Annotated in this window: 20 protein-coding genes and 2 tRNA genes; 20 read left to right on the top strand and 2 right to left on the bottom strand. The window is 60.1% G+C overall.

Annotated elements, in window-relative coordinates; translation table 11 throughout:
• The first annotated feature begins 89 nt into the window (after window positions 1-89).
• Window positions 90-494: a ferric iron uptake transcriptional regulator gene (gene fur, locus BW992_RS03335; RefSeq protein WP_072388579.1), complete on the top strand. Its 405-nt coding sequence runs from the start codon at window positions 90-92 to the stop codon at window positions 492-494.
• Between the two features lie 54 nt (window positions 495-548).
• Here the strand turns inward: fur and recN are convergent, their stop codons facing one another.
• Complete coding sequence (recN, locus tag BW992_RS03330) at window positions 549-2222, bottom strand: DNA repair protein RecN (RefSeq protein WP_076405584.1); 1674 nt, start codon at window positions 2220-2222, stop codon at window positions 549-551.
• 243 nt (window positions 2223-2465) lie between these two features.
• On the opposite strand from recN, the gene grpE reads away from it, so the two are divergent.
• The 8 genes from grpE to BW992_RS03290 all read left to right on the top strand — a co-directional run bounded on the left by grpE (window position 2466) and on the right by BW992_RS03290 (window position 12943).
• Window positions 2466-3032, top strand: coding sequence for a nucleotide exchange factor GrpE (gene grpE, locus BW992_RS03325; RefSeq protein ID WP_076405582.1), 567 nt, complete (start codon window positions 2466-2468; stop codon window positions 3030-3032).
• A 102-nt stretch (window positions 3033-3134) separates the two neighbouring features.
• Window positions 3135-5051, top strand: coding sequence for a molecular chaperone DnaK (gene dnaK, locus BW992_RS03320; RefSeq protein WP_072388573.1), 1917 nt, complete (start codon window positions 3135-3137; stop codon window positions 5049-5051).
• 319 nt (window positions 5052-5370) lie between these two features.
• Window positions 5371-6495, top strand: a complete 1125-nt coding sequence (dnaJ, locus tag BW992_RS03315) for a molecular chaperone DnaJ (RefSeq protein ID WP_072388571.1) — start codon at window positions 5371-5373, stop codon at window positions 6493-6495.
• Between the two features lie 9 nt (window positions 6496-6504).
• Window positions 6505-7311 (top strand): 4-hydroxy-tetrahydrodipicolinate reductase, encoded by an 807-nt coding sequence (gene dapB, locus BW992_RS03310; RefSeq protein ID WP_072388569.1) that lies wholly within the window; start codon window positions 6505-6507, stop codon window positions 7309-7311.
• A 256-nt stretch (window positions 7312-7567) separates the two neighbouring features.
• Window positions 7568-8704 carry a glutamine-hydrolyzing carbamoyl-phosphate synthase small subunit gene (gene carA / locus BW992_RS03305; RefSeq protein ID WP_072430732.1) on the top strand — a complete coding sequence of 379 codons (1137 nt, stop codon included), beginning with the start codon at window positions 7568-7570 and terminating at the stop codon, window positions 8702-8704.
• A 105-nt stretch (window positions 8705-8809) separates the two neighbouring features.
• Complete coding sequence (gene carB / locus BW992_RS03300; RefSeq protein ID WP_072388565.1) at window positions 8810-12031, top strand: carbamoyl-phosphate synthase large subunit; 3222 nt, start codon at window positions 8810-8812, stop codon at window positions 12029-12031.
• Between the two features lie 2 nt (window positions 12032-12033).
• Window positions 12034-12510, top strand: coding sequence for a transcription elongation factor GreA (greA, locus tag BW992_RS03295; RefSeq protein WP_072388757.1), 477 nt, complete (start codon window positions 12034-12036; stop codon window positions 12508-12510).
• A 28-nt stretch (window positions 12511-12538) separates the two neighbouring features.
• Window positions 12539-12943: an MFS transporter gene (locus BW992_RS03290; RefSeq protein WP_072458704.1), complete on the top strand. Its 405-nt coding sequence runs from the start codon at window positions 12539-12541 to the stop codon at window positions 12941-12943.
• 13 nt (window positions 12944-12956) lie between these two features.
• Here the strand turns inward: BW992_RS03290 and BW992_RS03285 are convergent, their stop codons facing one another.
• Window positions 12957-13265, bottom strand: coding sequence for a YhbY family RNA-binding protein (locus tag BW992_RS03285; protein ID WP_072388561.1), 309 nt, complete (start codon window positions 13263-13265; stop codon window positions 12957-12959).
• A 106-nt stretch (window positions 13266-13371) separates the two neighbouring features.
• On the opposite strand from BW992_RS03285, the gene rlmE reads away from it, so the two are divergent.
• The 11 genes from rlmE to infB all read left to right on the top strand — a co-directional run bounded on the left by rlmE (window position 13372) and on the right by infB (window position 24516).
• Entirely contained in the window at window positions 13372-14022 is a 651-nt protein-coding gene (rlmE, locus tag BW992_RS03280) for a 23S rRNA (uridine(2552)-2'-O)-methyltransferase RlmE (RefSeq protein WP_053152126.1), read from the top strand.
• 191 nt (window positions 14023-14213) lie between these two features.
• Window positions 14214-16124 carry an ATP-dependent zinc metalloprotease FtsH gene (gene ftsH / locus BW992_RS03275; RefSeq protein WP_072388559.1) on the top strand — a complete coding sequence of 637 codons (1911 nt, stop codon included), beginning with the start codon at window positions 14214-14216 and terminating at the stop codon, window positions 16122-16124.
• 8 nt (window positions 16125-16132) lie between these two features.
• Window positions 16133-16984 (top strand): dihydropteroate synthase, encoded by an 852-nt coding sequence (folP, locus tag BW992_RS03270; RefSeq protein WP_072388557.1) that lies wholly within the window; start codon window positions 16133-16135, stop codon window positions 16982-16984.
• A gap of 16 nt (window positions 16985-17000) precedes the next feature.
• A complete protein-coding gene (gene glmM / locus BW992_RS03265) occupies window positions 17001-18338 on the top strand; it encodes a phosphoglucosamine mutase (protein WP_072388555.1) in 1338 nt (445 codons plus the stop codon).
• A 66-nt stretch (window positions 18339-18404) separates the two neighbouring features.
• Window positions 18405-19160, top strand: a complete 756-nt coding sequence (gene tpiA, locus BW992_RS03260; protein WP_072388553.1) for a triose-phosphate isomerase — start codon at window positions 18405-18407, stop codon at window positions 19158-19160.
• Window positions 19161-19164: 4 nt separating this feature from the next.
• On the top strand, window positions 19165-19548 hold the full coding sequence (secG, locus tag BW992_RS03255) for a preprotein translocase subunit SecG (protein WP_072388551.1): 384 nt from the start codon (window positions 19165-19167) through the stop codon (window positions 19546-19548).
• A 22-nt stretch (window positions 19549-19570) separates the two neighbouring features.
• Window positions 19571-19656: transfer RNA gene (locus tag BW992_RS03250), tRNA-Leu, on the top strand.
• Between the two features lie 97 nt (window positions 19657-19753).
• A tRNA-Met gene (locus BW992_RS03245) sits at window positions 19754-19830 on the top strand.
• Window positions 19831-19969: 139 nt separating this feature from the next.
• Window positions 19970-20428, top strand: a complete 459-nt coding sequence (gene rimP, locus BW992_RS03240; protein ID WP_072388755.1) for a ribosome maturation factor RimP — start codon at window positions 19970-19972, stop codon at window positions 20426-20428.
• 59 nt (window positions 20429-20487) lie between these two features.
• Complete coding sequence (gene nusA, locus BW992_RS03235; protein ID WP_072388549.1) at window positions 20488-21969, top strand: transcription termination factor NusA; 1482 nt, start codon at window positions 20488-20490, stop codon at window positions 21967-21969.
• 27 nt (window positions 21970-21996) lie between these two features.
• Window positions 21997-24516, top strand: a complete 2520-nt coding sequence (infB, locus tag BW992_RS03230) for a translation initiation factor IF-2 (protein ID WP_072388547.1) — start codon at window positions 21997-21999, stop codon at window positions 24514-24516.
• Window positions 24517-24522: the final 6 nt, after the last annotated feature.

Below are 24522 nucleotides of genomic sequence, written 5' to 3'. Positions count from 1 at the left end.
GACTTCCACTATCTTGGCTGGGACAACGTAAACGCCGATCATACCCGCATTAAGAGAAGCTGCGAAGCAGCATCGCGAGAAAGCTGACCATGGTTGAAAATAGCGAACTACGCAAAGCAGGCCTCAAGGTGACCTTGCCAAGGGTCAAGATTCTGCAAATGCTCGACTCCGCCGAGCAGCGGCACATGAGTGCCGAAGACGTCTACAAGGCCCTCATGGAAGCTGGCGAGGACGTCGGTCTGGCCACGGTTTACCGTGTACTGACTCAATTCGAGGCTGCCGGGCTTGTGGCTCGTCATAATTTCGATGGCGGTCATGCGGTTTTCGAACTGGCTGACGGGGAACATCACGATCACATGGTGGACGTGGAAAGCCGTGAGGTCATCGAATTCGTCAGTCCTGAAATCGAAAAGCTGCAAAAAGCAATTGCTGAAGACTATGGTTTCGAGCTGATCGATCACCATCTTGTCTTGCACGTACGTAAAAAGAAATAAGCTTTCGAAATGTAAAAAGGCGACCCTGGGGTCGCCTTTTTACATTTCAGCTCTTCAGATTTTTGTCGCGACGACCATTTTCTTCGCGTGAGCCAAGGACTCCTTGGTCAGGTCGATGCCCCCGAGCATGCGCGCCACTTCTTCGACTCGCTCGCTCTTGTTGAGCTTGGACACGGCGGTACGAGTGTCTTCCTCGCCCCTTACCTTGTGGACAAACAGGTGCTGATGCCCCTGTGCGGCAACCTGGGGCAGGTGGGTCACCGTCAGGACCTGGCCGCGTTCGCCTAAACGGCGTAGCAGCTGACCGACAATTTCCGCCGTGGGACCGCCAATGCCCACGTCCACCTCGTCGAATACCAGGGTCGGTACGCGTGAGGTCTGCGCGGTGATGACCTGGATGGCCAAGCTGATCCGAGACAATTCGCCGCCGGATGCGACTTTTGCCAACGCCTTGAGCGGTTGTCCCGGGTTGGCGCTGACCAGTAACTCCACCTGCTCCAGTCCGTTGGGCTGCAGTTCGTCGCCGGCGTTGGGGTGCAATTCGATGGCGAAACGGCCGCCTGGCATGCCCAGGCGCTGGATCTCCTGCTCCACGGCGCTGGCCAGCTTCGTCGCGGCCTGGTGGCGCAGCTCGCTGAGCTCCTTGGCCTTTTCCTGATAGTGGCGGGCATAGGAGGCCAGTTCGTCGCCCAGGCGTTCGATGGATTCATCGTTGGCGTTCAGGGTTTCGAGTTCATCGAGCAGGCGCTGTTGCAGCTCGATGACGTCGGTCGGCTGGACACGGTGCTTGCGGGCCAGCGTATAGATCGTGTCCAGGCGTTCTTCCAGGTATTGCAGGCGCGCCGGGTCGGCGTCGAAGTGATCGAGGAACCGGTTCAGTTCTCCGACGGCTTCCTCGACCTGGATCTGGGCGCTGGTCAGCAGGTTGGTCGCTTCGCTCAGCGAGCCGACGGAATTGTTCACGCTGGTGAGCCGGTTCAGGCTGGCGGTCAGGGCGCTGAGGACGTTGCCCGAATCGCTTTCGCTGCATTGCTCGACCACTTGCCGACAGATGCCCAGCAGGGTTTCGGCATTGGTCAGGTTCTTGTGTTCCTGCTCCAGCTCCTCCAGCTCGTTTTCACCCAGCGCCAGGTTTTCCAGCTCTTCGAGCTGGTAGCTCAGCAATTGATGGCGGGCACGTTGTTCGTCGCCGGAGTTGGAGAGCCGGTCCAGTTCCTGCCGGGTCTGGCGCCAGCGCTGGGCGGCCAGCTGGACCTGGCGGGCCAGGTCGGTCGCGCCGGCGTATTCATCGAGCAGGCGGCGATGGGTATCGGTCTTGAGCAGGGACTGGTGTTCGTGCTGGCTGTGAATGTCGATCAGCAGCTCGCCAAGGGCCTTGAGATCACCCAGGGGGCAGGGCGTGCCATTGATGTAGCCCCGGGAACGCCCCTCCGCGGTGATGACCCGGCGCAGGATGCACAGACCGTCGGTATCCAGGTCGCGCTCGGCCAGCCAGGCGCTGGCCTCGGGGATATCCACCAGGTCGAAGGTGGCCAGGATGTCGGCCTTGTCCGCCCCGGGCCGCACGACGCCGCTGTCGGCGCGGTCGCCCAGGGTCAGGCCCAGGGCGTCCAGCATGATGGACTTGCCGGCGCCGGTTTCACCGGTGATCACGCTCATGCCTCGATCGAGTTCAAGGTCGAGGTGTTCGACGATGGCGTAATTGTGTACGGACAGGTGAACCAGCATAAAGGCCGCTCCCAGGCTTCAGGTCTGGTTATTTATACAGTGTTTTGTTTTCGACTGACAATGCCTTCGCTTAGCTCGATTTGCTTGGGTAGTGGGATTTCTTAGCGCGACCGGTAATAGATATGCAGCTGTTTTTTGTAAGGTCAATTCGTCGGTCGGCCCTTGAAGCTGGAAAACCCGGCCCCATATACGGGGGCAGAAGCGCGAGTCGAGCCTCGCGGACGAAATTGAAAGGAGAAATCTATGGCTGACGAACAGACACCGGATACGCAAAATCTAGACACCAATCAGGCTCCCCAGGATTCGGGCGAAGACCTGGCGGCACGTGTGCAAGTGCTCGAGGAGCAACTGGCGGGTGCGCAGGATCAGGCGTTGCGTGTCGCAGCCGACCTGCAGAACGTTCGCCGTCGCGCCGAGCAGGATGTTGAAAAGGCTCACAAATTCGCCTTGGAGCGGTTCGCCGGCGACCTGCTGCCGATCATCGACAGTCTGGAGCGCGGCCTGGAACTGTCCAGCCCGGACGACGAGAACATTCGTCCGATGCGCGAAGGCATCGAGCTGACCCTGAAGATGTTTCAGGACACCCTCAAGCGTTATCAGCTGGAAGCCATCGATCCTCACGGCGAACCCTTCAACGCCGAGCACCACCAGGCCATGGCGATGCAGGAAAGTGCCGACGTCGAGCCGAACAGCGTGCTGAAAGTTTTCCAGAAAGGCTACCTGCTCAACGGCCGCCTGTTGCGTCCGGCCATGGTCGTGGTCAGCAAGGCGCCGGCACCGGTTTCACCTTCTATCGACGAGCAGGCTTGAAATCGGGCGCAGTGGCCCCATTTAAGAAGTCAAGCGTTTAAGTGCTACCGCAGTTAGCCACCACTGCTGCGGCAACAAAATCCAAGTTCCGGGAGAGTTAACATGGGCAAGATCATCGGTATTGACCTGGGGACCACCAACTCGTGCGTCTCCGTATTGGAAAACGGCAAGGCCAAGGTTATCGAAAACGCTGAAGGCGCGCGTACCACGCCGTCGATCATCGCGTACGCCAACGACGGCGAAATCCTGGTGGGCCAGTCGGCCAAGCGCCAGGCAGTGACCAATCCGCACAACACCCTGTACGCGGTGAAGCGTCTGATCGGTCGCAAGTTCGACGAAGAAGTCGTTCAGAAAGACATCAAGATGGTGCCGTACAAGATCGCCAAGGCCGACAACGGCGACGCCTGGGTCGAAGTGAACAGCCAGAAAATGGCTCCGCCACAGATCTCGGCTGAAATCCTGAAGAAAATGAAGAAGACCGCCGAAGATTACCTCGGCGAGGCTGTGACCGAGGCGGTCATCACCGTACCGGCCTACTTCAACGACAGCCAGCGTCAGGCTACCAAGGACGCCGGCCGCATCGCGGGCCTGGACGTAAAACGTATCATCAACGAACCGACTGCCGCCGCCCTGGCGTACGGCATGGACAAGGCCAAGGGCGATCACACCGTGATCGTGTATGACCTGGGTGGTGGTACCTTCGACGTTTCCGTGATCGAAATCGCGGAAGTCGATGGCGAGCACCAGTTCGAAGTATTGGCCACCAACGGTGACACCTTCCTCGGTGGCGAGGACTTCGACATCCGCCTGATCGACTACCTGGTCGACGAGTTCAAGAAAGAAACCGGCATGAACCTCAAGGGTGACCCGCTGGCGATGCAGCGTCTGAAGGAAGCTGCCGAGAAAGCCAAGATCGAGCTGTCTTCGAGCCAGTCGACCGACGTGAACCTGCCGTACATCACCGCAGACGCCACCGGTCCTAAGCACCTGAACGTGAAAATCTCCCGTGCCAAGCTCGAAGCACTGGTTGAAGACCTGGTTCAGCGCACCATTGAACCTTGCCGCATCGCGATGAAGGATGCCGGTATCGACGTTGGCGCGATCAACGACGTGATCCTCGTCGGCGGTCAGACCCGTATGCCGCTGGTCCAGAAGCTGGTTACCGATTTCTTCGGCAAGGAGCCACGCAAAGACGTTAACCCGGACGAAGCCGTTGCCATGGGTGCTGCCATCCAGGGCGCCGTTCTGGCCGGTGACGTGAAGGACGTTCTGCTGCTCGACGTCAGCCCGCTGACCCTGGGTATCGAAACCATGGGCGGTGTGATGACTGCGCTGATCGAGAAGAACACCACGATTCCTACCAAGAAATCCCAGGTGTTCTCGACTGCCGACGACAACCAGAGCGCGGTGACCATCCACGTGCTGCAAGGTGAGCGCAAGCAGGCTGCCCAGAACAAGTCCCTGGGCAAGTTCGACCTGGCCGAGATTCCACCGGCTCCACGTGGCGTGCCGCAAATCGAAGTGACCTTCGACATCGACGCCAACGGCATTCTGCACGTAGGTGCGAAGGACAAGGCTACCGGCAAGACTCAGTCGATCGTGATCAAGGCCAACTCCGGTCTGTCCGAGGAAGAAATCCAGCAGATGGTTCGCGATGCCGAGGTCAACGCCGAGGAAGACCGCAAGTTCGAAGAGCTGGCCAGTGCCCGTAACCAGGGTGATGCGCTGGTGCACTCGACTCGCAAGATGGTGGCGGATGCCGGCGACAAAGTGACCGCTGAAGAGAAGACTGCGATCGAAGCGGCCGTGGTTGCCCTGGAAGCTGCCGTCAAAGGCGACGACAAGGCTGCCATCGAAGCGAAGATCGAGGAGCTGTCCAAAGTCTCCGCTCCAGTGGCCCAGAAGATGTACGCCGAACAGGCTCAGCCGGCTGAAGGTGCTGCGCAGCAAGGCGAATCGGCTGGCAAGGCTGACGATGTCGTCGATGCCGAGTTCGAAGAAGTGAAAGAAAACAAGTAATTGCTTGTTGGTCGGCCGGTTGACTGCGTTTGTGCGGTGACTGGTAGGATGTCGCCGCGCGGGGGCTTGCTCCCGCGTTGGCGTGTCTGGAGCCAACGAATTTTTACAGCATGCGACAGCGTTCGGGTGCTGGCGGCGTGATCGGGAATGCTCCTGCTTTCCGAACGACAGGCGCTGCGTTTTGGCCGGGTACCTGGCTGAAAGATTTAAGACCAGGATCGTTGAATCGGCGTTGGGTCCGAGCCTGTTTTGGGGGCTCAACGAGTTGGGCGAGGCTCAGGAGAGTTTTGCCGGACGTCCTATAAGAGTGCAAAGACTAATGGCGAAGCGTGATTTTTACGAAGTATTGGGTGTAGAGCGGGGGGCCAGCGAGGCGGAGCTGAAAAAGGCTTATCGTCGCCTGGCAATGAAGCATCACCCGGACCGTAATCCCGGCGATAAAGCGTCGGAAGAGCTGTTCAAGGAAGCCAACGAAGCGTACGAAGTGCTGTCCGACTCCAGCAAGCGTGCGGCTTACGACCAGTATGGCCATGCCGGTATCGATCCGAGCATGGGCGGTGGCGGTGCCGGGTTCGGCGGTCAGAACTTCTCCGATATCTTCGGCGACGTGTTCAGTGATTTCTTCGGTGGCGGTCGCGGCGGTGCCCGGGGCGGCGCCCAGCGTGGCAGCGACTTGCGCTACACGCTGGAATTGAATCTGGAAGAAGCGGTGCGCGGCACCACCGTCAACATCCGCGTGCCGACGCTGGTCAATTGCAAGCCGTGCGACGGTTCGGGGGCCAAGAAAGGGTCCTCGCCGGTTACCTGCCCGACCTGCGGCGGTATCGGTCAGGTTCGCATGCAGCAAGGCTTCTTCTCGGTGCAGCAGACCTGCCCGCGTTGCCATGGCCAAGGCAGAATCATTTCCGACCCGTGCGATTCCTGCCATGGCGAAGGCCGTGTCGAAGAATACAAGACGCTGTCGGTCAAGGTGCCGGCCGGTGTCGATACCGGTGACCGCATCCGCCTGTCCGGTGAAGGCGAAGCGGGTGCCCAGGGTGGCCCGACTGGCGACCTGTATGTGGTGATCAACGTGCGTGAGCACTCGATCTTCCAGCGCGACGGCAAGCATCTGTTCTGTGAGGTGCCGATCAGCTTCGTCGACGCAGCGCTGGGTGGCGAACTCGAGATCCCGACCCTGGATGGCCGGGTGAAGCTGAAGATCCCCGAGGGGACGCAGACCGGCAAGCAGTTCCGGATTCGCGGCAAGGGCGTCGCTCCCGTGCGTGGCGGCGGTGCCGGTGACCTGATGTGTCGTGTCGCGGTAGAGACGCCGGTGAATCTGAGTCGTCGTCAGCGCGAATTGCTGGAAGAGTTCCGCAGCTCGCTGGCCGACGACAACAGTCACTCACCGAAAACCACCGGTTGGTTCGAAGGCGTGAAGCGCTTCTTCGGCGATCTGTAAGGAGGTCGCATGCGACGTATAGCTGTGATGGGCGCTGCAGGGCGCATGGGCAAGGCGTTGGTCGAGGCCGTGCAGCAGCGTTCGCCGCTCTCGGGGCTGACGGCGGCCATCGTTCGGCCTGACAGCACCCTGGTGGGGGCTGATGCCGGTGAACTGGCCTCCCTTGGGCGTATCGGTGTCCCGATGTCCGGTGGCCTGGAAAAGGTGCTGGACGAGTTCGATGTCCTGATCGATTTCACGCTGCCGGATGTCATGCTGAAGAACCTCGCCGTCTGCCGCAAGCACGGTAAGGCCATGGTCATCGGTACCACTGGCCTGGATGCCGCGCAGAAGCAATTGCTCGCGGATGCTGGCAAGGATATTCCGATCGTGTTCGCGGCGAACTTCAGCGTCGGCGTGAACCTGTCGCTGAAATTGCTTGACCTGACCGCTCGCGTGCTGGGGGATGATGCGGATATCGAAATCATCGAGGCGCATCACCGGCACAAGATCGATGCACCATCGGGCACCGCCTTGCGCATGGGGGAAGTGATTGCCGATGCGCTGGGGCGTGACCTGCAGGAAGTGGCGGTCTATGGGCGCCAGGGGCACACCGGCGCGCGGGAGCGGGACACCATCGGTTTCGCGACCGTGCGTGGCGGGGATGTGGTAGGTGACCATACCGTGCTGTTCGCCACCGAAGGCGAGCGCCTGGAAATCACCCATAAGGCTTCCAGTCGGATGACATTCGCCAAGGGCGCCGTGCGTGCCGCGCTGTGGCTGGATGGGCGCGAGCCTGGGCTGTACGACATGCAGGACGTCCTCGACCTGCGTTGATGTCTTCGAGGCGGGGTTCGGGTTACACTGAGCCCCGTTTTGCACCGCTTCGCGACGCCCTGTCGCATTCCCCTGCCTTTAAGGCTCATTAGCGGTGGACCAAAAAAGCCTTTTTCTGTAAGCTACAGCTTTAGTGTGTCCACTAAAAGCGCGCAGAATAATTCAGTGTAAAGAAGCGGGGTGACGTGTCCATACGTCACTCCGCTTTTTTACAACCTGCGATCGCCCTTTCAGGCTTTATTTACGGGAGGTCTTCTTGACTAAGCCAGCCATACTCGCCCTTGCTGATGGCAGCATTTTTCGCGGCGAAGCCATTGGAGCCGACGGTCAGACCGTTGGTGAGGTGGTGTTTAACACCGCAATGACCGGCTATCAGGAAATTCTTACCGATCCTTCCTACGCCCAGCAGATCGTTACCCTGACTTACCCGCACATCGGCAACACCGGCACCACGCCGGAAGACGCCGAGTCCGATCGTGTCTGGTCCGCCGGCCTGGTCATCCGTGACCTGCCGCTGGTAGCGAGCAACTGGCGTAACACCATGTCCCTGTCCGACTACCTGAAAGCCAACAACGTCGTGGCGATCGCTGGAATCGACACCCGTCGCCTGACTCGCATCCTCCGGGAAAAAGGCGCGCAGGACGGCTGCATCATGGCCGGAGACAACATTTGCGAAGAAGCGGCCATCGCCGCCGCCCAAGGCTTCCCTGGCCTGAAGGGCATGGACCTGGCCAAGGTGGTCAGCACCAAGCAGCAGTACGAGTGGCGCTCCTCGGTCTGGGACCTGAAGATCGACGGCCATCCGACGATCGAAGCGTCCGAATTGCCGTACCACGTCGTTGCATACGACTACGGCGTCAAGCTGAACATCCTGCGTATGCTCGTGGCGCGCGGCTGCCGTGTGACCGTGGTCCCGGCGCAGACCCCGGCGGCCGACGTCCTGGCCCTCAAGCCCGACGGTGTGTTCCTGTCCAACGGCCCGGGCGACCCCGAGCCTTGCGACTATGCAATCCAGGCGATCAAGGATGTGCTGGAAACCGAGATTCCGGTCTTCGGCATCTGCCTCGGTCACCAGTTGCTGGCCCTGGCCTCGGGCGCCAAGACGCTGAAGATGGGCCACGGCCATCATGGCGCCAACCACCCGGTCCAGGACCTGGATACCGGTGTCGTGATGATCACCAGCCAGAACCACGGCTTCGCCGTGGACGAAGCGACCCTGCCGGCCAATGTGCGGGCAATCCACAAGTCGCTGTTCGATGGCACGCTGCAAGGTATCGAGCGAACCGACAAGAGCGCCTTCAGCTTCCAGGGCCACCCTGAAGCCAGCCCGGGCCCGAACGATGTGGCTCCGCTGTTCGATCGCTTCATCAATGAAATGGCCAAGCGACGCTGACCGCGTGAAGCCCGAGGGCGGCCCCGCATGCGGAGGCCCCTGCGGGCGCTTCAAAGATTGTTCGACGGCCTAGCCGACAGACCTGCGGATTTGAGTGACAAACCCATGCCAAAACGTACAGACATAAAAAGCATCCTGATTCTCGGCGCTGGCCCGATCGTCATCGGCCAGGCCTGCGAGTTCGACTATTCCGGCGCCCAGGCCTGCAAGGCCCTGCGCGAGGAGGGCTACCGCGTCATCCTGGTGAACTCCAACCCGGCCACCATCATGACCGACCCGGCCATGGCCGACGCCACCTATATCGAGCCGATCAAGTGGCAGACCGTTGCCAAGATCATCGAAAAGGAGCGCCCGGACGCGCTGTTGCCGACCATGGGTGGCCAGACCGCGCTGAACTGCGCCCTGGACCTCGAGCGTGAAGGCGTCCTGGAGAAGTTCGGTGTGGAAATGATCGGCGCCAATGCCGACACCATCGACAAGGCCGAAGACCGCTCGCGTTTCGACAAGGCGATGAAATCCATCGGCCTGGAATGCCCGCGCTCGGGCATCGCCCACAGCATGGAAGAAGCCAACGCCGTGCTGGAGCGCCTCGGTTTCCCTTGCATCATCCGTCCCTCCTTCACCATGGGTGGCACAGGTGGTGGCATCGCTTACAACCGTGAAGAATTCGAAGAGATCTGCTCCCGTGGCCTGGACCTGTCGCCGACCAAGGAACTGCTGATCGACGAATCGCTGATCGGCTGGAAAGAGTACGAGATGGAAGTGGTCCGCGACAAAAAGGACAACTGCATCATCGTCTGCTCCATCGAAAACTTCGACCCGATGGGTGTGCACACCGGTGACTCGATCACCGTCGCGCCGGCCCAGACCCTGACCGACAAAGAATACCAGATCCTGCGTAACGCCTCCCTGGCGGTACTGCGCGAGATCGGCGTGGAAACCGGCGGTTCCAACGTCCAGTTCGGCATCTGCCCGAACACAGGCCGGATGGTGGTCATCGAGATGAACCCGCGGGTGTCCCGTTCGTCGGCCCTGGCCTCCAAGGCGACCGGCTTCCCGATCGCCAAGGTCGCCGCCAAGCTGGCCGTCGGCTACACCCTGGACGAGTTGTCGAACGACATCACCGGCGGCAAGACCCCGGCATCCTTCGAACCGTCCATCGACTACGTCGTTACCAAGCTGCCACGTTTCGCCTTCGAGAAATTCGCCAAGGCCGACGCCCGCCTGACGACCCAGATGAAGTCGGTGGGTGAAGTCATGGCCATCGGCCGGACGTTCCAGGAATCCCTGCAGAAAGCGCTTCGTGGCCTGGAAGTGGGTGTTTGCGGTCTCGATCCGAAGGTCGACCTGAACAACCCGGAAAGCATGAGCGAGCTCAAGCGCGAGCTGACCGTGCCGGGTGCCGAGCGTATCTGGTACGTGGCCGACGCCTTCCGTGCCGGCATGACCGTCGAGCAGATCTTCGGCATGAACATGATCGATCCATGGTTCCTGGTGCAGATCGAAGATCTGGTCAAGGAAGAGGAGAAGGTCAAGACCCTGGGCATGTCCAGTATCGACCGCGATACCATGTTCCGCCTCAAGCGCAAGGGTTTCTCCGACATGCGCCTGGCCAAGCTGCTGGGTGTGACCGAGAAGAGCCTGCGTGCGCATCGCCACAAGCTCGAAGTGTTCCCGGTCTACAAGCGCGTCGACACTTGCGCCGCCGAATTCGCCACCGACACCGCCTACCTGTACTCCACGTACGAGGAAGAGTGCGAGGCGGCGCCATCGGGCCGTGACAAGATCATGATCCTGGGCGGCGGTCCGAACCGGATCGGCCAGGGTATCGAGTTCGACTATTGCTGCGTACACGCCGCACTGGCCCTGCGCGACGATGGGTATGAGACCATCATGGTCAACTGCAACCCGGAAACCGTATCCACCGACTACGACACCTCCGATCGCCTGTACTTCGAGCCAGTGACCCTGGAAGACGTGCTGGAAATCGTTCGCGTCGAGAAGCCAAAGGGCGTGATCGTCCAGTATGGCGGCCAGACGCCGCTGAAACTGGCCCGTGCCCTGGAGGCCGCCGGCGTGCCGATCATCGGTACCAGCCCGGATGCGATCGACCGCGCCGAAGACCGTGAGCGCTTCCAGCAGATGGTCGAGCGCCTGAACCTGCGTCAGCCACCTAACGCCACCGTGCGCAGCGAAGATGAAGCGATTCGTGCTGCCGCCAAGATCGGTTATCCGCTGGTGGTGCGTCCATCCTATGTACTGGGCGGTCGGGCGATGGAAATCGTCTATCAAGAGGAAGAGCTCAAGCGCTACCTGCGCGAAGCGGTCCAGGTGTCCAACGACAGCCCGGTGCTGCTGGACCATTTCCTCAACTGCGCCATCGAAATGGACGTGGATGCGGTCTGTGACGGCAAGGACGTGGTGATCGGCGCGATCATGCAGCACATCGAGCAGGCTGGCGTTCACTCCGGCGACTCGGCCTGTTCGCTGCCGCCGTACTCGTTGCCGGCGCACCTGCAGGACGAAATGCGCGAGCAGGTCAAGAAAATGGCCCTGGAACTGGGTGTGGTCGGCCTGATGAACGTGCAGCTGGCGCTTCAGGGCGAAGACATCTACGTCATCGAGGTCAACCCGCGCGCGTCCCGTACCGTGCCGTTCGTGTCCAAGTGCATCGGTGTTTCCCTGGCGATGATCGCGGCGCGCGTCATGGCCGGCAAGACCCTGGCCGAACTGAACTTCACCAAGGAAATCATTCCGAACTTCTATAGCGTGAAAGAGGCGGTGTTCCCATTCGCCAAATTCCCTGGTGTGGACCCGATCCTCGGCCCGGAAATGAAGTCCACCGGTGAAGTGATGGGGGTGGGCGACACCTTCGGCGAGGCTTTCGCCAAGGCCCAGATGGGCGCCAGCGAAGTCCTGCCAACAGGCGGCACGGCGTTCATCAGCGTGCGTAATGACGACAAGCCACTGGTTGCAGGCGTGGCCCGTGATCTGATCAACTTGGGCTTCGAAGTGGTTGCCACTGCCGGTACCGCCAAAGTGATCGAGGCGGCGGGCCTGAAAGTGCGCCGCGTGAACAAGGTGACCGAAGGGCGTCCGCATGTGGTCGACATGATCAAGAATGACGAAGTCACGCTGATCATCAACACCACTGAGGGTCGCCAGTCGATCGCCGATTCCTATTCCATTCGTCGCAATGCACTGCAGCACAAGATCTATTGCACAACGACCATTGCTGCGGGCGAAGCGATCTGCGAAGCGCTCAAGTTCGGTCCCGAGAAGACCGTGCGCCGCTTGCAGGATCTACATGCAGGATTGAAGGCATGAGCATAACCAAGTACCCCATGACCGTTCAGGGCGCTCGCGCCCTGGAAGCCGAGCTGGCCCACCTGACCAAGGTCGAGCGTCCGCGCTTGAGCCAGGCTATCGGTGAGGCCCGCGAATTGGGCGATCTCAAGGAAAACGCCGAATACCATGCCGCCCGCGAGGAACAGGGCATGGTCGAGGCGCGTATCCGGGATATCGAAGGCCGCATGCAGAACGCCGTGATCATCGACGTCACAACGATTGAGCATACGGGCAAGGTGATTTTCGGTACCACCGTGGAAATCGCCAACGTCGAAACCGATGAAAGCGTGACCTACCAGATCGTTGGTGAGGACGAAGCAGACATCAAGCTCGGCAAGATATCCGTTGGTTCGCCCATCGCCCGCGCCTTGATTGCCAAGGAGGAAGGGGATGTGGTCGCGGTAAAGACGCCGGGTGGCGTCATCGAGTACGAGATTGTCGAAGTCCGCCACATCTGAGCGAGGCCGCCTGCTTAAAGCGGGCGCCATGCTTTGGCAGCTGACCCAGATGTTATGGGTGGGCGGCCTCTGGTTGCTGCACATCGGTATGCTGCCGGTGCTGGGTCGGATCGGCCTGGCGCCGCTGCTGATCGATGAAATAGCTGGCATGCTGACGCTGCTGCTGGTCATCTTCTCGGCAGTGTGTGTCGTATTCCAGGCCTTGGTACTGGTTCAGGTCGAGGGCCTTTCGAGCCTATGGCGCGACATTCGTGGGCAGTTGCTGCTCATGGCGCTGTATGCGTGCGGGATGTTCTTCGCGGTGCGTCTCGGCTGGCCGGATGCGAGTCGGTGGCAGGTATTCAGTTACCTGGTGCTGGGTTTCTCTGGCTTGGTGCTGGTGCTGCAGCCGGTTCCGGGGTGGAGCGGCAGGGTACGCGAAGCGCACCCTTGAGCTTTGATTGGCGTTACTTGAAGCGGTGAACGTTCGACAGTTGCTTGTTGACGCTGAAATTCTTGCGATAAATCAACGCCATCTTGCCGATGACCTGCACCAGGTCGGCCTTGCCGGCCTTGCACAGTTCAGCGATGGCAGCCAGGCGGGCTTCGCGATCGAGGATGTTGAGCTTGATCTTGATCAGCTCATGATCGCTCAGGGCGCGTTCCAGCTCGGCCAGTACACCTTCAGTCAAACCGTTGTCAGCCACAGTCAAAACCGGTTTCAGATGGTGGCCAATGGATTTGTATTGTTTCTTCTGCTCTTGAGTGAGCGGCATAATCTGACCCCTGCGTCTGATCTTGTAAAAAAGCGGCGGCCAGTTTACCCGAGCGCGTCCGGGACCGCCCACTTAATCACGACCCGTTTTTATTCAGAGGTGGCCTGTGGCCCGTTCCAAGACTAGCCAGAACTGGCTCAAAGAGCATTTCAACGATCCATACGTCAAGATGGCGCAGAAAGACGGCTATCGCTCGCGTGCCAGCTACAAGCTGCTGGAAATCCAGGAAAAGGACCGGCTCATCCGTCCCGGCATGACCGTGATCGACCTCGGCGCGGCGCCTGGTGGGTGGTCCCAGGTGACCAGTCGTCTGATTGGCGGGCAAGGTCGCTTGATCGCTTCCGACATCCTGGAGATGGACAGCATCCCCGATGTGACCTTCATCCAGGGCGATTTCACAGAAGACGCCGTGCTGGCGAAAATCCTGGAGGCCGTCGGAAATACGCAGGTGGACCTTGTGATTTCCGATATGGCCCCCAATATGAGTGGATTGGCGGCTGTCGACATGCCCCGTGCGATGTTTCTCAGCGAACTGGCCCTGGATCTCGCCGGGCGGGTTCTGCGTCCAGGCGGTGATTTTCTGATCAAGGTCTTCCAGGGCGAAGGCTTCGACGAATACCACAAGGGCATCCGCAAGTTGTTCGACAAGGTGCAGATGCGCAAGCCATTGTCGTCTCGCGACCGCTCCCGCGAACAGTATCTGTTGGCGCGTGGCTTCCGCGGGATCGAGGGTTCGGCCAGCGATGAGCGTCTTTGAAAGGGTCGATAGGTTTTTTTATTTCGCATTGCAAACGTCGCGTAACGAAAATTATGCGGTCAAAGTTTCACAAAGGGTTACAGACGGCGCCTGCCAGGGTCGTAGGTAATGTAGTAAGTTAGGCCGGTGAATATCATGCGAGGCGCGCGCCGTCAGCGGAGCCAGCTTCAGAGGGTAGTTAATTGAACGACATGGCAAAGAATCTGATCCTGTGGTTGATCATCGCCGCTGTCCTTGTGACGGTGATGAACAACTTCTCCAGCCCTAACGAGCCGCAGACCCTCAACTATTCCGACTTCATTCAGCAGGTCAAGGATGGCAAGGTCGAGCGCGTTGCCGTCGATGGCTATGTGATCACCGGCAAGCGTACCGATGGCGACAGCTTCAAGACCATTCGTCCGGCCATCCAGGACAATGGCCTGATCGGCGACCTGGTGGACAACCATGTCGTGGTCGAAGGCAAGCAGCCTGAGCAGCAAAGTATCTGGACCCAGCTCCTGGTAGCCAGCTTCCCGATCCTGGTGATCATCGCGGTGTTCATGTTCTTCATGCGCCAGATGCAGGGCGGTGCCGGAGGCAAGGGCGGGCCGATGAGCTTTGGCAAGAGCAAGGCGCGCCTGCTTTCCGAAGACCAGGTCAAGACCACGCTGGCTGACGTCGCTGGTTGTGACGAAGCCAAGGAAGAAGTCGGCGAGCTGGTGGAATTCCTTCGTGATCCGGGCAAGTTCCAGCGCCTGGGTGGCCGCATCCCTCGTGGCGTGCTGATGGTCGGCCCGCCCGGTACCGGCAAGACCTTGCTGGCCAAGGCGATTGCCGGCGAAGCCAAGGTGCCGTTCTTCACGATTTCCGGCTCCGACTTCGTCGAGATGTTCGTCGGCGTGGGTGCCAGCCGTGTTCGCGACATGTTCGAACAGGCCAAGAAGCATGCGCCATGCATCATCTTCATCGACGAAATCGACGCCGTTGGTCGCCACCGTGGCGCCGGCATGGGTGGCGGTCACGATGAACGCGAGCAGACCCTCAACCAGTTGCTGGTGGAGATGGATGGCTTCGAAATGAACGACGGCATCATCGTGATTGCCGCGACCAACCGTCCTGACGTGCTCGACCCCGCACTGTTGCGTCCAGGCCGCTTCGACCGCCAGGTCGTGGTAGGGCTGCCGGATATTCGTGGTCGGGAGCAGATCCTCAAGGTTCACATGCGCAAGGTGCCAATGGGTGACGACGTTGCTCCTGCGGTCATCGCTCGCGGCACGCCGGGCTTCTCCGGTGCCGACCTGGCCAACCTGGTGAACGAGGCGTCGTTGTTCGCCGCCCGCTCCGGCAAGCGCGTCGTGGAAATGAAGGAATTCGAGCTGGCCAAGGACAAGATCATGATGGGCGCCGAGCGCAAGACCATGGTCATGTCGGAAAAGGAAAAGCGCAACACCGCCTATCACGAGGCGGGGCATGCCATCGTGGGCCGGGTGGTGCCTGAGCACGATCCCGTCTACAAGGTTTCGATCATCCCCCGTGGTCGTGCGCTGGGCGTGACCATGTTCCTGCCGGAAGAGGATCGCTACAGCCTGTCCAAGCGTGCCTTGATCAGCCAGATCTGTTCGTTGTACGGCGGTCGTATCGCCGAGGAAATGACCCTGGGCTTCGATGGTGTGACCACCGGGGCGTCCAACGACATCATGCGTGCCAGCCAGATTGCCCGGAACATGGTCACCAAGTGGGGCCTGTCCGAAAAGCTGGGGCCTCTGATGTATGCGGAAGAAGAGGGCGAGGTGTTCCTCGGTCGTGGTGGTACCGGCCAGCACGCCAGTTTCTCGGGTGATACCGCCAAGCTGATCGACTCCGAAGTACGCAGCATCATCGACCAGTGCTACGGCACCGCCAAGCAGATCCTTACGGACAACCGTGACAAGCTTGATGCCATGGCCGATGCGTTGATGAAATATGAAACCATCGATGCCGAGCAGATCGACGACATCATGGCGGGCCGTCCTCCTCGTGAACCTCGCGACTGGTCGGGTGGTACCGGTACTCCAGGTACTCCTCCAGCGGTACAGGGCGAGCGCCCGGAAACACCGATCGGTGGTCCGGCTGCTGATGTCTAAGGCTTGAAATGACTTCTGTACAGTCCTCGACCCGGTTGCTTTGCGGCAACCGGGTTCTTGATTTGGCCCGTGTGCATGTCATGGGCATTCTCAATGTCACCCCCGATTCCTTTTCCGATGGTGGCCGATACAGCCAGCTCGATGCTGCGCTGCGGCATGCCGAAGGCATGGTGGCGGCCGGCGCGACGCTGATCGATGTTGGCGGCGAATCGACCCGGCCGGGCGCACGAGCCGTCTCGCCCGTCGAAGAGCTGGAGCGGGTGGCGCCGATTGTCGAACGCATCCATCGCGAACTTGATGTCATAATTTCGGTCGATACGTCCACGCCGGCGGTCATGCGCGAAAGCGCGCGACTTGGGGCGGGGCTGATCAATGACGTCCGCGCCTTGCGGCGCGATGGAGCCCTGGATGCCGCGGCGGCTACCGGCCTGCCGGTGTGCCTGATGCATATGCTCGGCGAGCCCGGAACCATGCAGGACGATCCTCGTTATGGTGACGTGACCCGGGAGGTGGGCGAGTTCCTCGCGGAACGCCTGAAGCAGTGCGTCGCGGCGGGTATCCCTGCCGAAAAGATCGTGCTGGATCCCGGGTTCGGTTTTGCCAAGACCTTGGCTCACAACCTGAGCCTGTTCAAGCACATGGAGGCATTGCATGCCCTGGGGCGGCCGTTGTTGGTCGGCGTCTCGCGAAAGAGCATGATAGGCAATGCCCTGGGTCGACCGGTGGGAGAGCGCCTGTATGGCGGTCTTGCGCTCGCGGCCCTGGCTGTTACAAAAGGCGCGCGCCTGCTGCGGGTGCATGATGTGGCCGAAACGATGGATATCGTACGGATGATCGCAGCGGTGGAATCAGCCGAATAAGAATGACGGAGCACTTATGAGCAAGAAATACTTTGGCACCGACGGCATTCGTGGTCGGGTCGGCGAGTACCCCATTACACCTGATTTCATGCTCAAGCTCGGCTGGGCCGCTGGCATGGCGTTCCGCAAGATGGGCGCCTGCAAGGTGCTGGTCGGCAAGGACACGCGCATTTCCGGCTACATGTTCGAGTCGGCTCTTGAGGCTGGTCTGACCTCGGCGGGTGCCGATGTGATGCTGCTGGGGCCGATGCCGACGCCGGCCATTGCCTACCTGACGCGTACCTTCCATGCGCAGGCGGGTATCGTCATCAGTGCTTCTCATAATCCCCATGATGACAACGGCATCAAGTTTTTCTCCGGCAAGGGCACCAAGCTGCCGGACGAAGTCGAGCTGATGATCGAAGAGCTGCTGGATACCCCGATGACGGTGGTCGAGTCGAGCAAGATCGGCAAGGTATCGCGGATCAACGACGCATCGGGTCGCTATATCGAATTCTGCAAGGGCAGCGTGCCCACCGGTACCAGCTTCTCCGGGCTGAAAGTCGTCGTCGATTGCGCTCATGGCGCCACCTATAAAGTCGCACCGAGTGTATTCCGCGAATTGGGTGCCGATGTCGTGGTGCTTTCTGCCCAGCCGAACGGGCTGAACATCAACCACAACTGTGGCTCCACCCATACCGACGCCTTGCAGGCTGCGGTCCTGGCAGAGCAGGCCGATATCGGGATCGCCTTCGATGGCGATGGCGATCGGGTCCTGATGGTCGATCACACCGGCACGGTCGTGGATGGGGACGAGCTGCTGTTCATCATCGCTCGCGATCTGCATGAGCGCGGCAAGCTGAAGGGCGGTGTGGTCGGTACTCTGATGAGCAATCTCGGGCTCGAGCTGGCCCTGGCGGACCTGGATATCCCGTTCGTGCGAGCCAACGTCGGCGACCGTTATGTCATTTCGGAGCTGCTGGAGCGCGAGTGGGTCATCGGTGGTGAAAACTCCGGCCATATCGTGTGCTTCGACCACACCACGACCGGCGACGCGATCATCGCCGCCTTGCAGGTGTTGATGGCGCTCAAGGCGCGCAATGAAAGTCTGGCCCAATCGCGTCAAGCGTTGCGCAAATGCCCGCAAGTGCTGATCAATGTGCGTTTCGGTGGTGGTGCGAACCCGCTCGAGCATGAGACGGTCAAGCAGGCCAGCGAGCGCGTGACCCAGGCGATGGCGGGACGTGGGCGCGTGTTGCTGCGCAAGTCCGGTACGGAGCCCCTGGTGCGCGTCATGGTCGAAGGCGAGGATGAAATACAGGTCCGCGGTTATGCCGAAGAGCTGGCGAAGCTTGTTAGTGAAGTTTCTGCCTGAATTCGGCTTGCCAGTCATGAATCGGTTGGGTAACATCTGCGCCCACTTTGACCGACGAGGTACAGCATGCGTCGCCCTATGGTAGCTGGTAACTGGAAGATGCACGGTACCCGCGCCAGCGTCGCTGAGCTGATCAACGGCCTTCGTCATCTGGCCTTGCCAAGCGGTGTTGATGTCGCGGTATTCCCGCCTTGCTTGTATATCAACCAAGTGGTTGATGGCTTGAAAGGCAAGTCGATCTCGGTCGGCGCGCAGAACTCTGCGGTGGAATCCATGCAGGGTGCGTTGACGGGCGAGATTGCGCCGAGTCAGTTGGTGGATGCAGGCTGCTCCCTGGTCCTGGTTGGGCATTCCGAGCGTCGCCAGATCATGGGCGAGCAGGACAAGACCTTGATCCGCAAGTTTGCTGCAGCTCAGGCCTGTGGTCTGATCCCGGTGTTGTGCGTAGGGGAAACCCTCGCGCATCGTGAGGCCGGCAGGACCATTGAGGTTGTCGGGCGTCAGCTCGGCAGCATCATCGAAGACCTGGGTGTCGGTGCTTTTGCAAAGGCAGTCATTGCCTACGAGCCTGTCTGGGCCATTGGTACCGGGCTGACGGCTTCGCCGCAACAGGCGCAGGATGTGCACGCCGCCATCCGCGCGCAGTTGGCGGAAGAGAATTCTGAAGTGGCACGAGGTGTGCGGCTTCTATACGGCGGCAGCGTGAAGGCGGCCAATGCGGCCGAACTGTTCGGCATGCCGGATATCGATGGGGGGCTCATTGGTGGAGCGTCCCTGAATGCAGATGAGTTCGGTGCGATCTGTCGCGCCGCGGGAAACTGAAAAAATGCTGGAAACAGTCGTAGTCGTTTTTCATCTGCTGGGTGCACTGGGTGTAGTTGCTCTCGTACTGCTGCAGCAGGGTAAAGGTGCGGATGCTGGTGCGTCTTTCGGTGCAGGTGCTTCAAATACTGTATTCGGAAGCCAAGGTTCCTCTACCTTTCTTAGTAAGTTTACTGCTATACTCGCCGCCGGTTTCTTCTTGACCAGCTTAGGGTTAGGTTACTTTGCTAAAGAGAAAGCTCAAGAGCTGACTCAAGTAGGTTTGCCAAACCCGGCAGTATTGGAAGTACCAAAGCAACAACCGGCTTCTGATGATGTCCCGGTGCTTCAAGAGCAAAAGTCGGCCAACTCGGCGACTGACGTGCCTCCAGCTCAAGAGCAGAAGTAAGAAGGTTTCAAGCGCAGTATTTGCCGAGGTGGTGGAATTGGTAGACACGCAACCTTGAGGTGGTTGTGCCCATAGGGTGTAGGGGTTCGAGTCCCCTTCTCGGTACCAATTGAACAGGAGAGCCCGCAGTTGCGGGCTTTCTTGTAGGTGGAAGGTTACATTGACCCTATAAGGGATCAGTCGTATACTTTTGCCCCAGCTTTGTCGCGGGATGGAGCAGCCTGGTAGCTCGTCGGGCTCATAACCCGAAGGTCGTCGGTTCAAATCCGGCTCCCGCAACCAGTTTCAGGGCCCCTTCCAAGGGGCTTTTTGTTAGCTGGACACTTTACAACGCCGCTGTTCAACGGCGTTTCAGGGATGGGCGATTCGCCCATTTTTTTTTATTTGCACAGCATGCACAAACATGCACGAGGGGGTTCAGGTGTCGAGCAAGCTAGAACAGTTGCAGGCCTTGTTGGCCCCGGTGGTCGTGGCCCTTGGCTATGAATGCTGGGGTATTGAGTTTTCGGCTCAAGGTCGCCACTCACTGTTGCGCGTTTATATCGATAAGGAAGGCGGCGTGCTGGTGGACGACTGTGCCATCGTCAGCCGTCAGATCAGCGGTGTACTGGATGTTGAAGATCCTATCAGCAGCGAATACACCCTTGAAGTTTCCTCGCCTGGCATGGAGCGCCCTCTGTTCACTCTCGAACAGTTTGCCTCGTTTGCCGGGGAACAAGTAAAGATCAAGCTGCGCTCGCCTTTTGAAGGACGACGCAACTTTCAAGGCCTTCTGCGCGGTGTAGAAGAGCAGGACGTCGTGGTGCAGGTAGATGACCATGAGTTCCTGTTGCCGATCGATATGATCGACAAGGCCAACATTATTCCCAGTTTTGACTGATACGTGCCAGATACTGCGGATCCCGCGGATCCAATGGCTTGCGAAAGGCGAGGCGTACGATGAGCAAAGAAGTACTGCTGGTTGTTGAGTCGGTATCCAATGAAAAGGGCGTACCGGCTGGCGTGATTTTTGAAGCGCTGGAGTTGGCTCTGGCCACTGCTACCAAGAAGCGGTTTGAAGACGAAGTTGACTTGCGTGTGGAGATCAATCGCCACACCGGTGCCTACGAGACGTTCCGTCGTTGGACGGTAGTCGAGGAAGCCGACCTGGATGACCCGGCGATCGAAACCTGGCCGAGCAAGGTTGCGCAAACGCATCCTGGCGCCAAGGTGGGTGACGTGGTCGAGGAAAAGATCGAATCCATCGAGTTCGGTCGCATCGCTGCACAGACTGCCAAGCAGGTCATTGTGCAGAAAGTTCGCGAAGCCGAGCGTGCGCAAGTCGTCGACGCCTATCGCGAGAAGCTGGGTGAAATCATCTCCGGCACCGTGAAGAAGGTTACCCGCGACAACGTGATCGTCGACCTGGGCAACAATGCCGAGGCGCTGCTGGCTCGGGAAGACATCATTTCCCGCGAGACTTTCCGGGTGGGGGTGCGTCTGCGTGCGCTGCTCAAGGAAATCCGCACCGAGAACCGCGGCCCGCAGTTGATCCTGTCGCGTACCGCGCCGGAAATGCTGATCGAGTTGTTCCGCATCGAAGTGCCGGAAATCGCCGAAGGCCTGATCGAAGTCATGGGCGCCTCCCGGGATCCGGGCTCGCGTGCCAAGATCGCGGTCCGTTCCAAGGACAAGCGTATCGACCCGCAAGGTGCCTGCATCGGCATGCGCGGTTCGCGTGTCCAGGCCGTATCCGGCGAGTTGGGCGGCGAGCGCGTGGACATCGTGCTGTGGGACGATAACCCGGCCCAGTTCGTGATCAATGCCATGTCGCCTGCCGAAGTGGCGGCAATTATCGTCGACGAAGATGCCCATGCCATGGACATCGCCGTTGGCGCAGACAATCTGGCCCAGGCCATCGGTCGCGGTGGTCAGAACGTACGTCTGGCCAGCCAACTGACAGGCTGGACCTTGAACGTGATGACCGAATCGGACATCCAGGCCAAACAGCAAGCTGAAACCGGCGACATCCTGCGCAATTTCATCGAAGAGCTCGAAGTCGATGAAGAGTTGGCACAGGTGCTGGTGGATGAAGGCTTTACCAGCCTGGAAGAGATTGCCTACGTGCCGGTGGAAGAGATGCTCAACATCGATGGCTTTGACGAAGATATCGTCACCGAGCTTCGCGCTCGGGCCAAGGATCGTTTGTTGACCAAAGCCATCGCTACTGAGGAAAAGCTGGCAGACGCCCATCCGGCCGAAGACCTGCTCTCGCTTGAGGGTATGGACAAGGATTTGGCGATGGAACTGGCGGTGCGCGGCGTAATTACCCGCGAAGACCTGGCCGAGCAGTCTATTGACGATCTGCTCGACATCGACGGCATTGACGATGATCGTGCCGGCAAGTTGATCATGGCCGCCCGAGCCCACTGGTTCGAGTAATTAGGCGCGGCCTGAGGAGAGAAGTGCATGACGCAAGTCACGGTGAAACAACTGGCCGATGAGGTCAAAACACCGGTAGAGCGCCTGTTGCAGCAGATGCGTGAGGCAGGTCTGCCGCACACCGCCGCCGAGGAACATGTGACCGACAGTGAGAAGCAGTCCCTGCTGACTCACTTGAAGAGCAGTCACAAGGCAAAAGTGGAAGAACCGCGCAAGATCACGCTGCAGCGTAAAACTACCAGCACCCTGCGTGTTGCCGGTAGCAAGAGCATCAGCGTAGAAGTGCGCAAGAAGAAAGTTTTCGTGCAGCGCAGCCCGGAAGAAATCGAAGCCGAGCGCAAACGCGAGCTGGAAGAACGTCGTGCAGCGGAAAATGCTGCGCGCCAGAAGGCTGAAGAAGAAGCCAAGCGCCGCGCCGAAGAAGAAGCGCGTCGCCAGCCTCCTGCGGAGCAAGCCGCTCCGGTCGAAGCGGTCGCGGAACCTGCCGAGGTTGTCGAGCCTGTGCGTGAAAGCGCGCCGGTACTGGCTCCGGCTCCAGCCCCTGTGGCGGATACCCGCAAGCGTGACGAACAGCGTCGCCCGGACAAGTCGCGTGCCGACGAAAACCGTCGTGGTGGTGATGGCGAGCGCAAGAATGCTCCTCATCGCGCGTCGGTCAAGGAAAAAGCACCGGCCCCGCGGGTTGCACCACGCACCACCGACGAAGAAAGCGATGGCTTCCGTCGCGGCGGTCGTGGCAAGGCCAAGCTGAAGAAGCGCAACGCCCACGGTTTCCAGAGCCCTACCGGCCCTGTCGTGCGCGAAGTGAAGATCGGCGAGACCATCACTGTGGGCGACCTGGCCCAGCAGATGTCGGTCAAGGCTGCTGAAATCATCAAGTTCATGTTCAAGCTGGGTACCCCGGCCACCATCAACCAGGTACTGGACCAGGAAACTGCCCAACTGGTTGCCGAAGAGCTGGGCCACAAAGTGACCCTGATCAGCGACACCGCCCTGGAAGATTCCCTGGCCGAGTCCCTGAAGTTCGAAGGTGAAGCGGTTCCTCGTGCACCGGTCGTGACCGTCATGGGTCACGTCGACCACGGTAAGACCTCGTTGCTCGACTACATCCGTCGCGCCAAGGTAGCGGCTGGCGAAGCCGGCGGCATTACCCAGCACATCGGTGCGTACCACGTTGAAACCGAACGTGGCATGGTCACCTTCCTCGATACCCCGGGCCACGCCGCGTTTACCGCAATGCGTGCCCGTGGTGCCAAGGCGACCGACATCGTGATCCTGGTGGTCGCGGCGGACGACGGCGTGATGCCTCAGACTGTCGAGGCTGTCCAGCACGCCCAGGCGGCCGGTGTTCCGCTGGTGGTGGCGGTGAACAAGATCGACAAGCCGGGTGCCGACCTCGATCGCATCCGCAGCGAACTGTCGGTTCACGGCGTGACCTCCGAAGACTGGGGTGGCGACACGCCATTCGTCCCGGTTTCCGCGAAGATGGGTACTGGCGTCGACGAGCTGCTCGAAGCGGTATTGCTGCAGGCTGAAGTGCTCGAACTGACCGCCACGCCGTCGGCTCCTGGCCGTGGTGTCGTAGTCGAATCGCGCCTGGACAAGGGCCGCGGTCCGGTGGCAACGGTCCTGGTTCAGGACGGTACGCTGCGTCAGGGTGACATGGTGCTGGTCGGTTCGAACTATGGCCGCGTGCGTGCCATGCTCGACGAGAACGGCAAGGCCATCAAGGAGGCCGGTCCGGCCATTCCGGTCGAAATCCTCGGCCTGGACGGTACCCCGGACGCTGGCGACGAGATGAGCGTTGTGGCCGACGAGAAGAAAGCCCGTGAAGTGGCTCTGTTCCGTCAAGGCAAGTTCCGCGAAGTCAAACTGGCTCGCGCTCACGCCGGCAAGCTGGAAAACATCTTCGAAAGCATGGGCCAGGAAGAGAAGAAGACGCTCAACATCGTCCTCAAGTCCGACGTCCGTGGCTCGCTGGAAGCCTTGCAGGGCGCATTGAACGGCCTGGGCAACGACGAAGTGCAGGTGCGCGTGGTCGGTGGCGGCGTCGGTGGTATCACCGAAAGCGACGCCAACCTGGCGCTGGCTTCCAACGCTGTACTGTTCGGCTTCAACGTGCGTGCCGATGCCGGCGCTCGCAAGATCGTCGAGCAGGAAGGTCTGGATATGCGTTACTACAACGTGATCTACGACATCATCGAAGACGTCAAGAAAGCCCTCACCGGCATGCTGGGCAGCGACGTGCGGGAGAACATCCTGGGCGTGGCCGAAGTACGCGATGTGTTCCGTTCGCCGAAGTTCGGCGCGATCGCCGGTTGCATGGTGATCGAAGGTGTCGTTCACCGTAACCGTCCGATCCGTGTACTGCGTGAAGACATCGTGATCTTCGAAGGCGAGCTGGAATCCCTGCGTCGCTTCAAGGATGACGCTTCCGAAGTACGTGCCGGCATGGAATGCGGTATTGGCGTCAAGAGCTACAACGACGTCAAGGTCGGCGACAAGATCGAAGTCTTCGAGAAGGTCCAGGTTGCTCGCAGCCTCTGACTCGCG

The organism is Pseudomonas sp. 7SR1 (assembly GCF_900156465.1).
Taxonomy (GTDB): Bacteria; Pseudomonadota; Gammaproteobacteria; order Pseudomonadales; family Pseudomonadaceae; genus Aquipseudomonas.
Note: the sequence above shows the minus strand (reverse complement) of the source record. Positions and strands in the feature narration are given on the sequence as shown.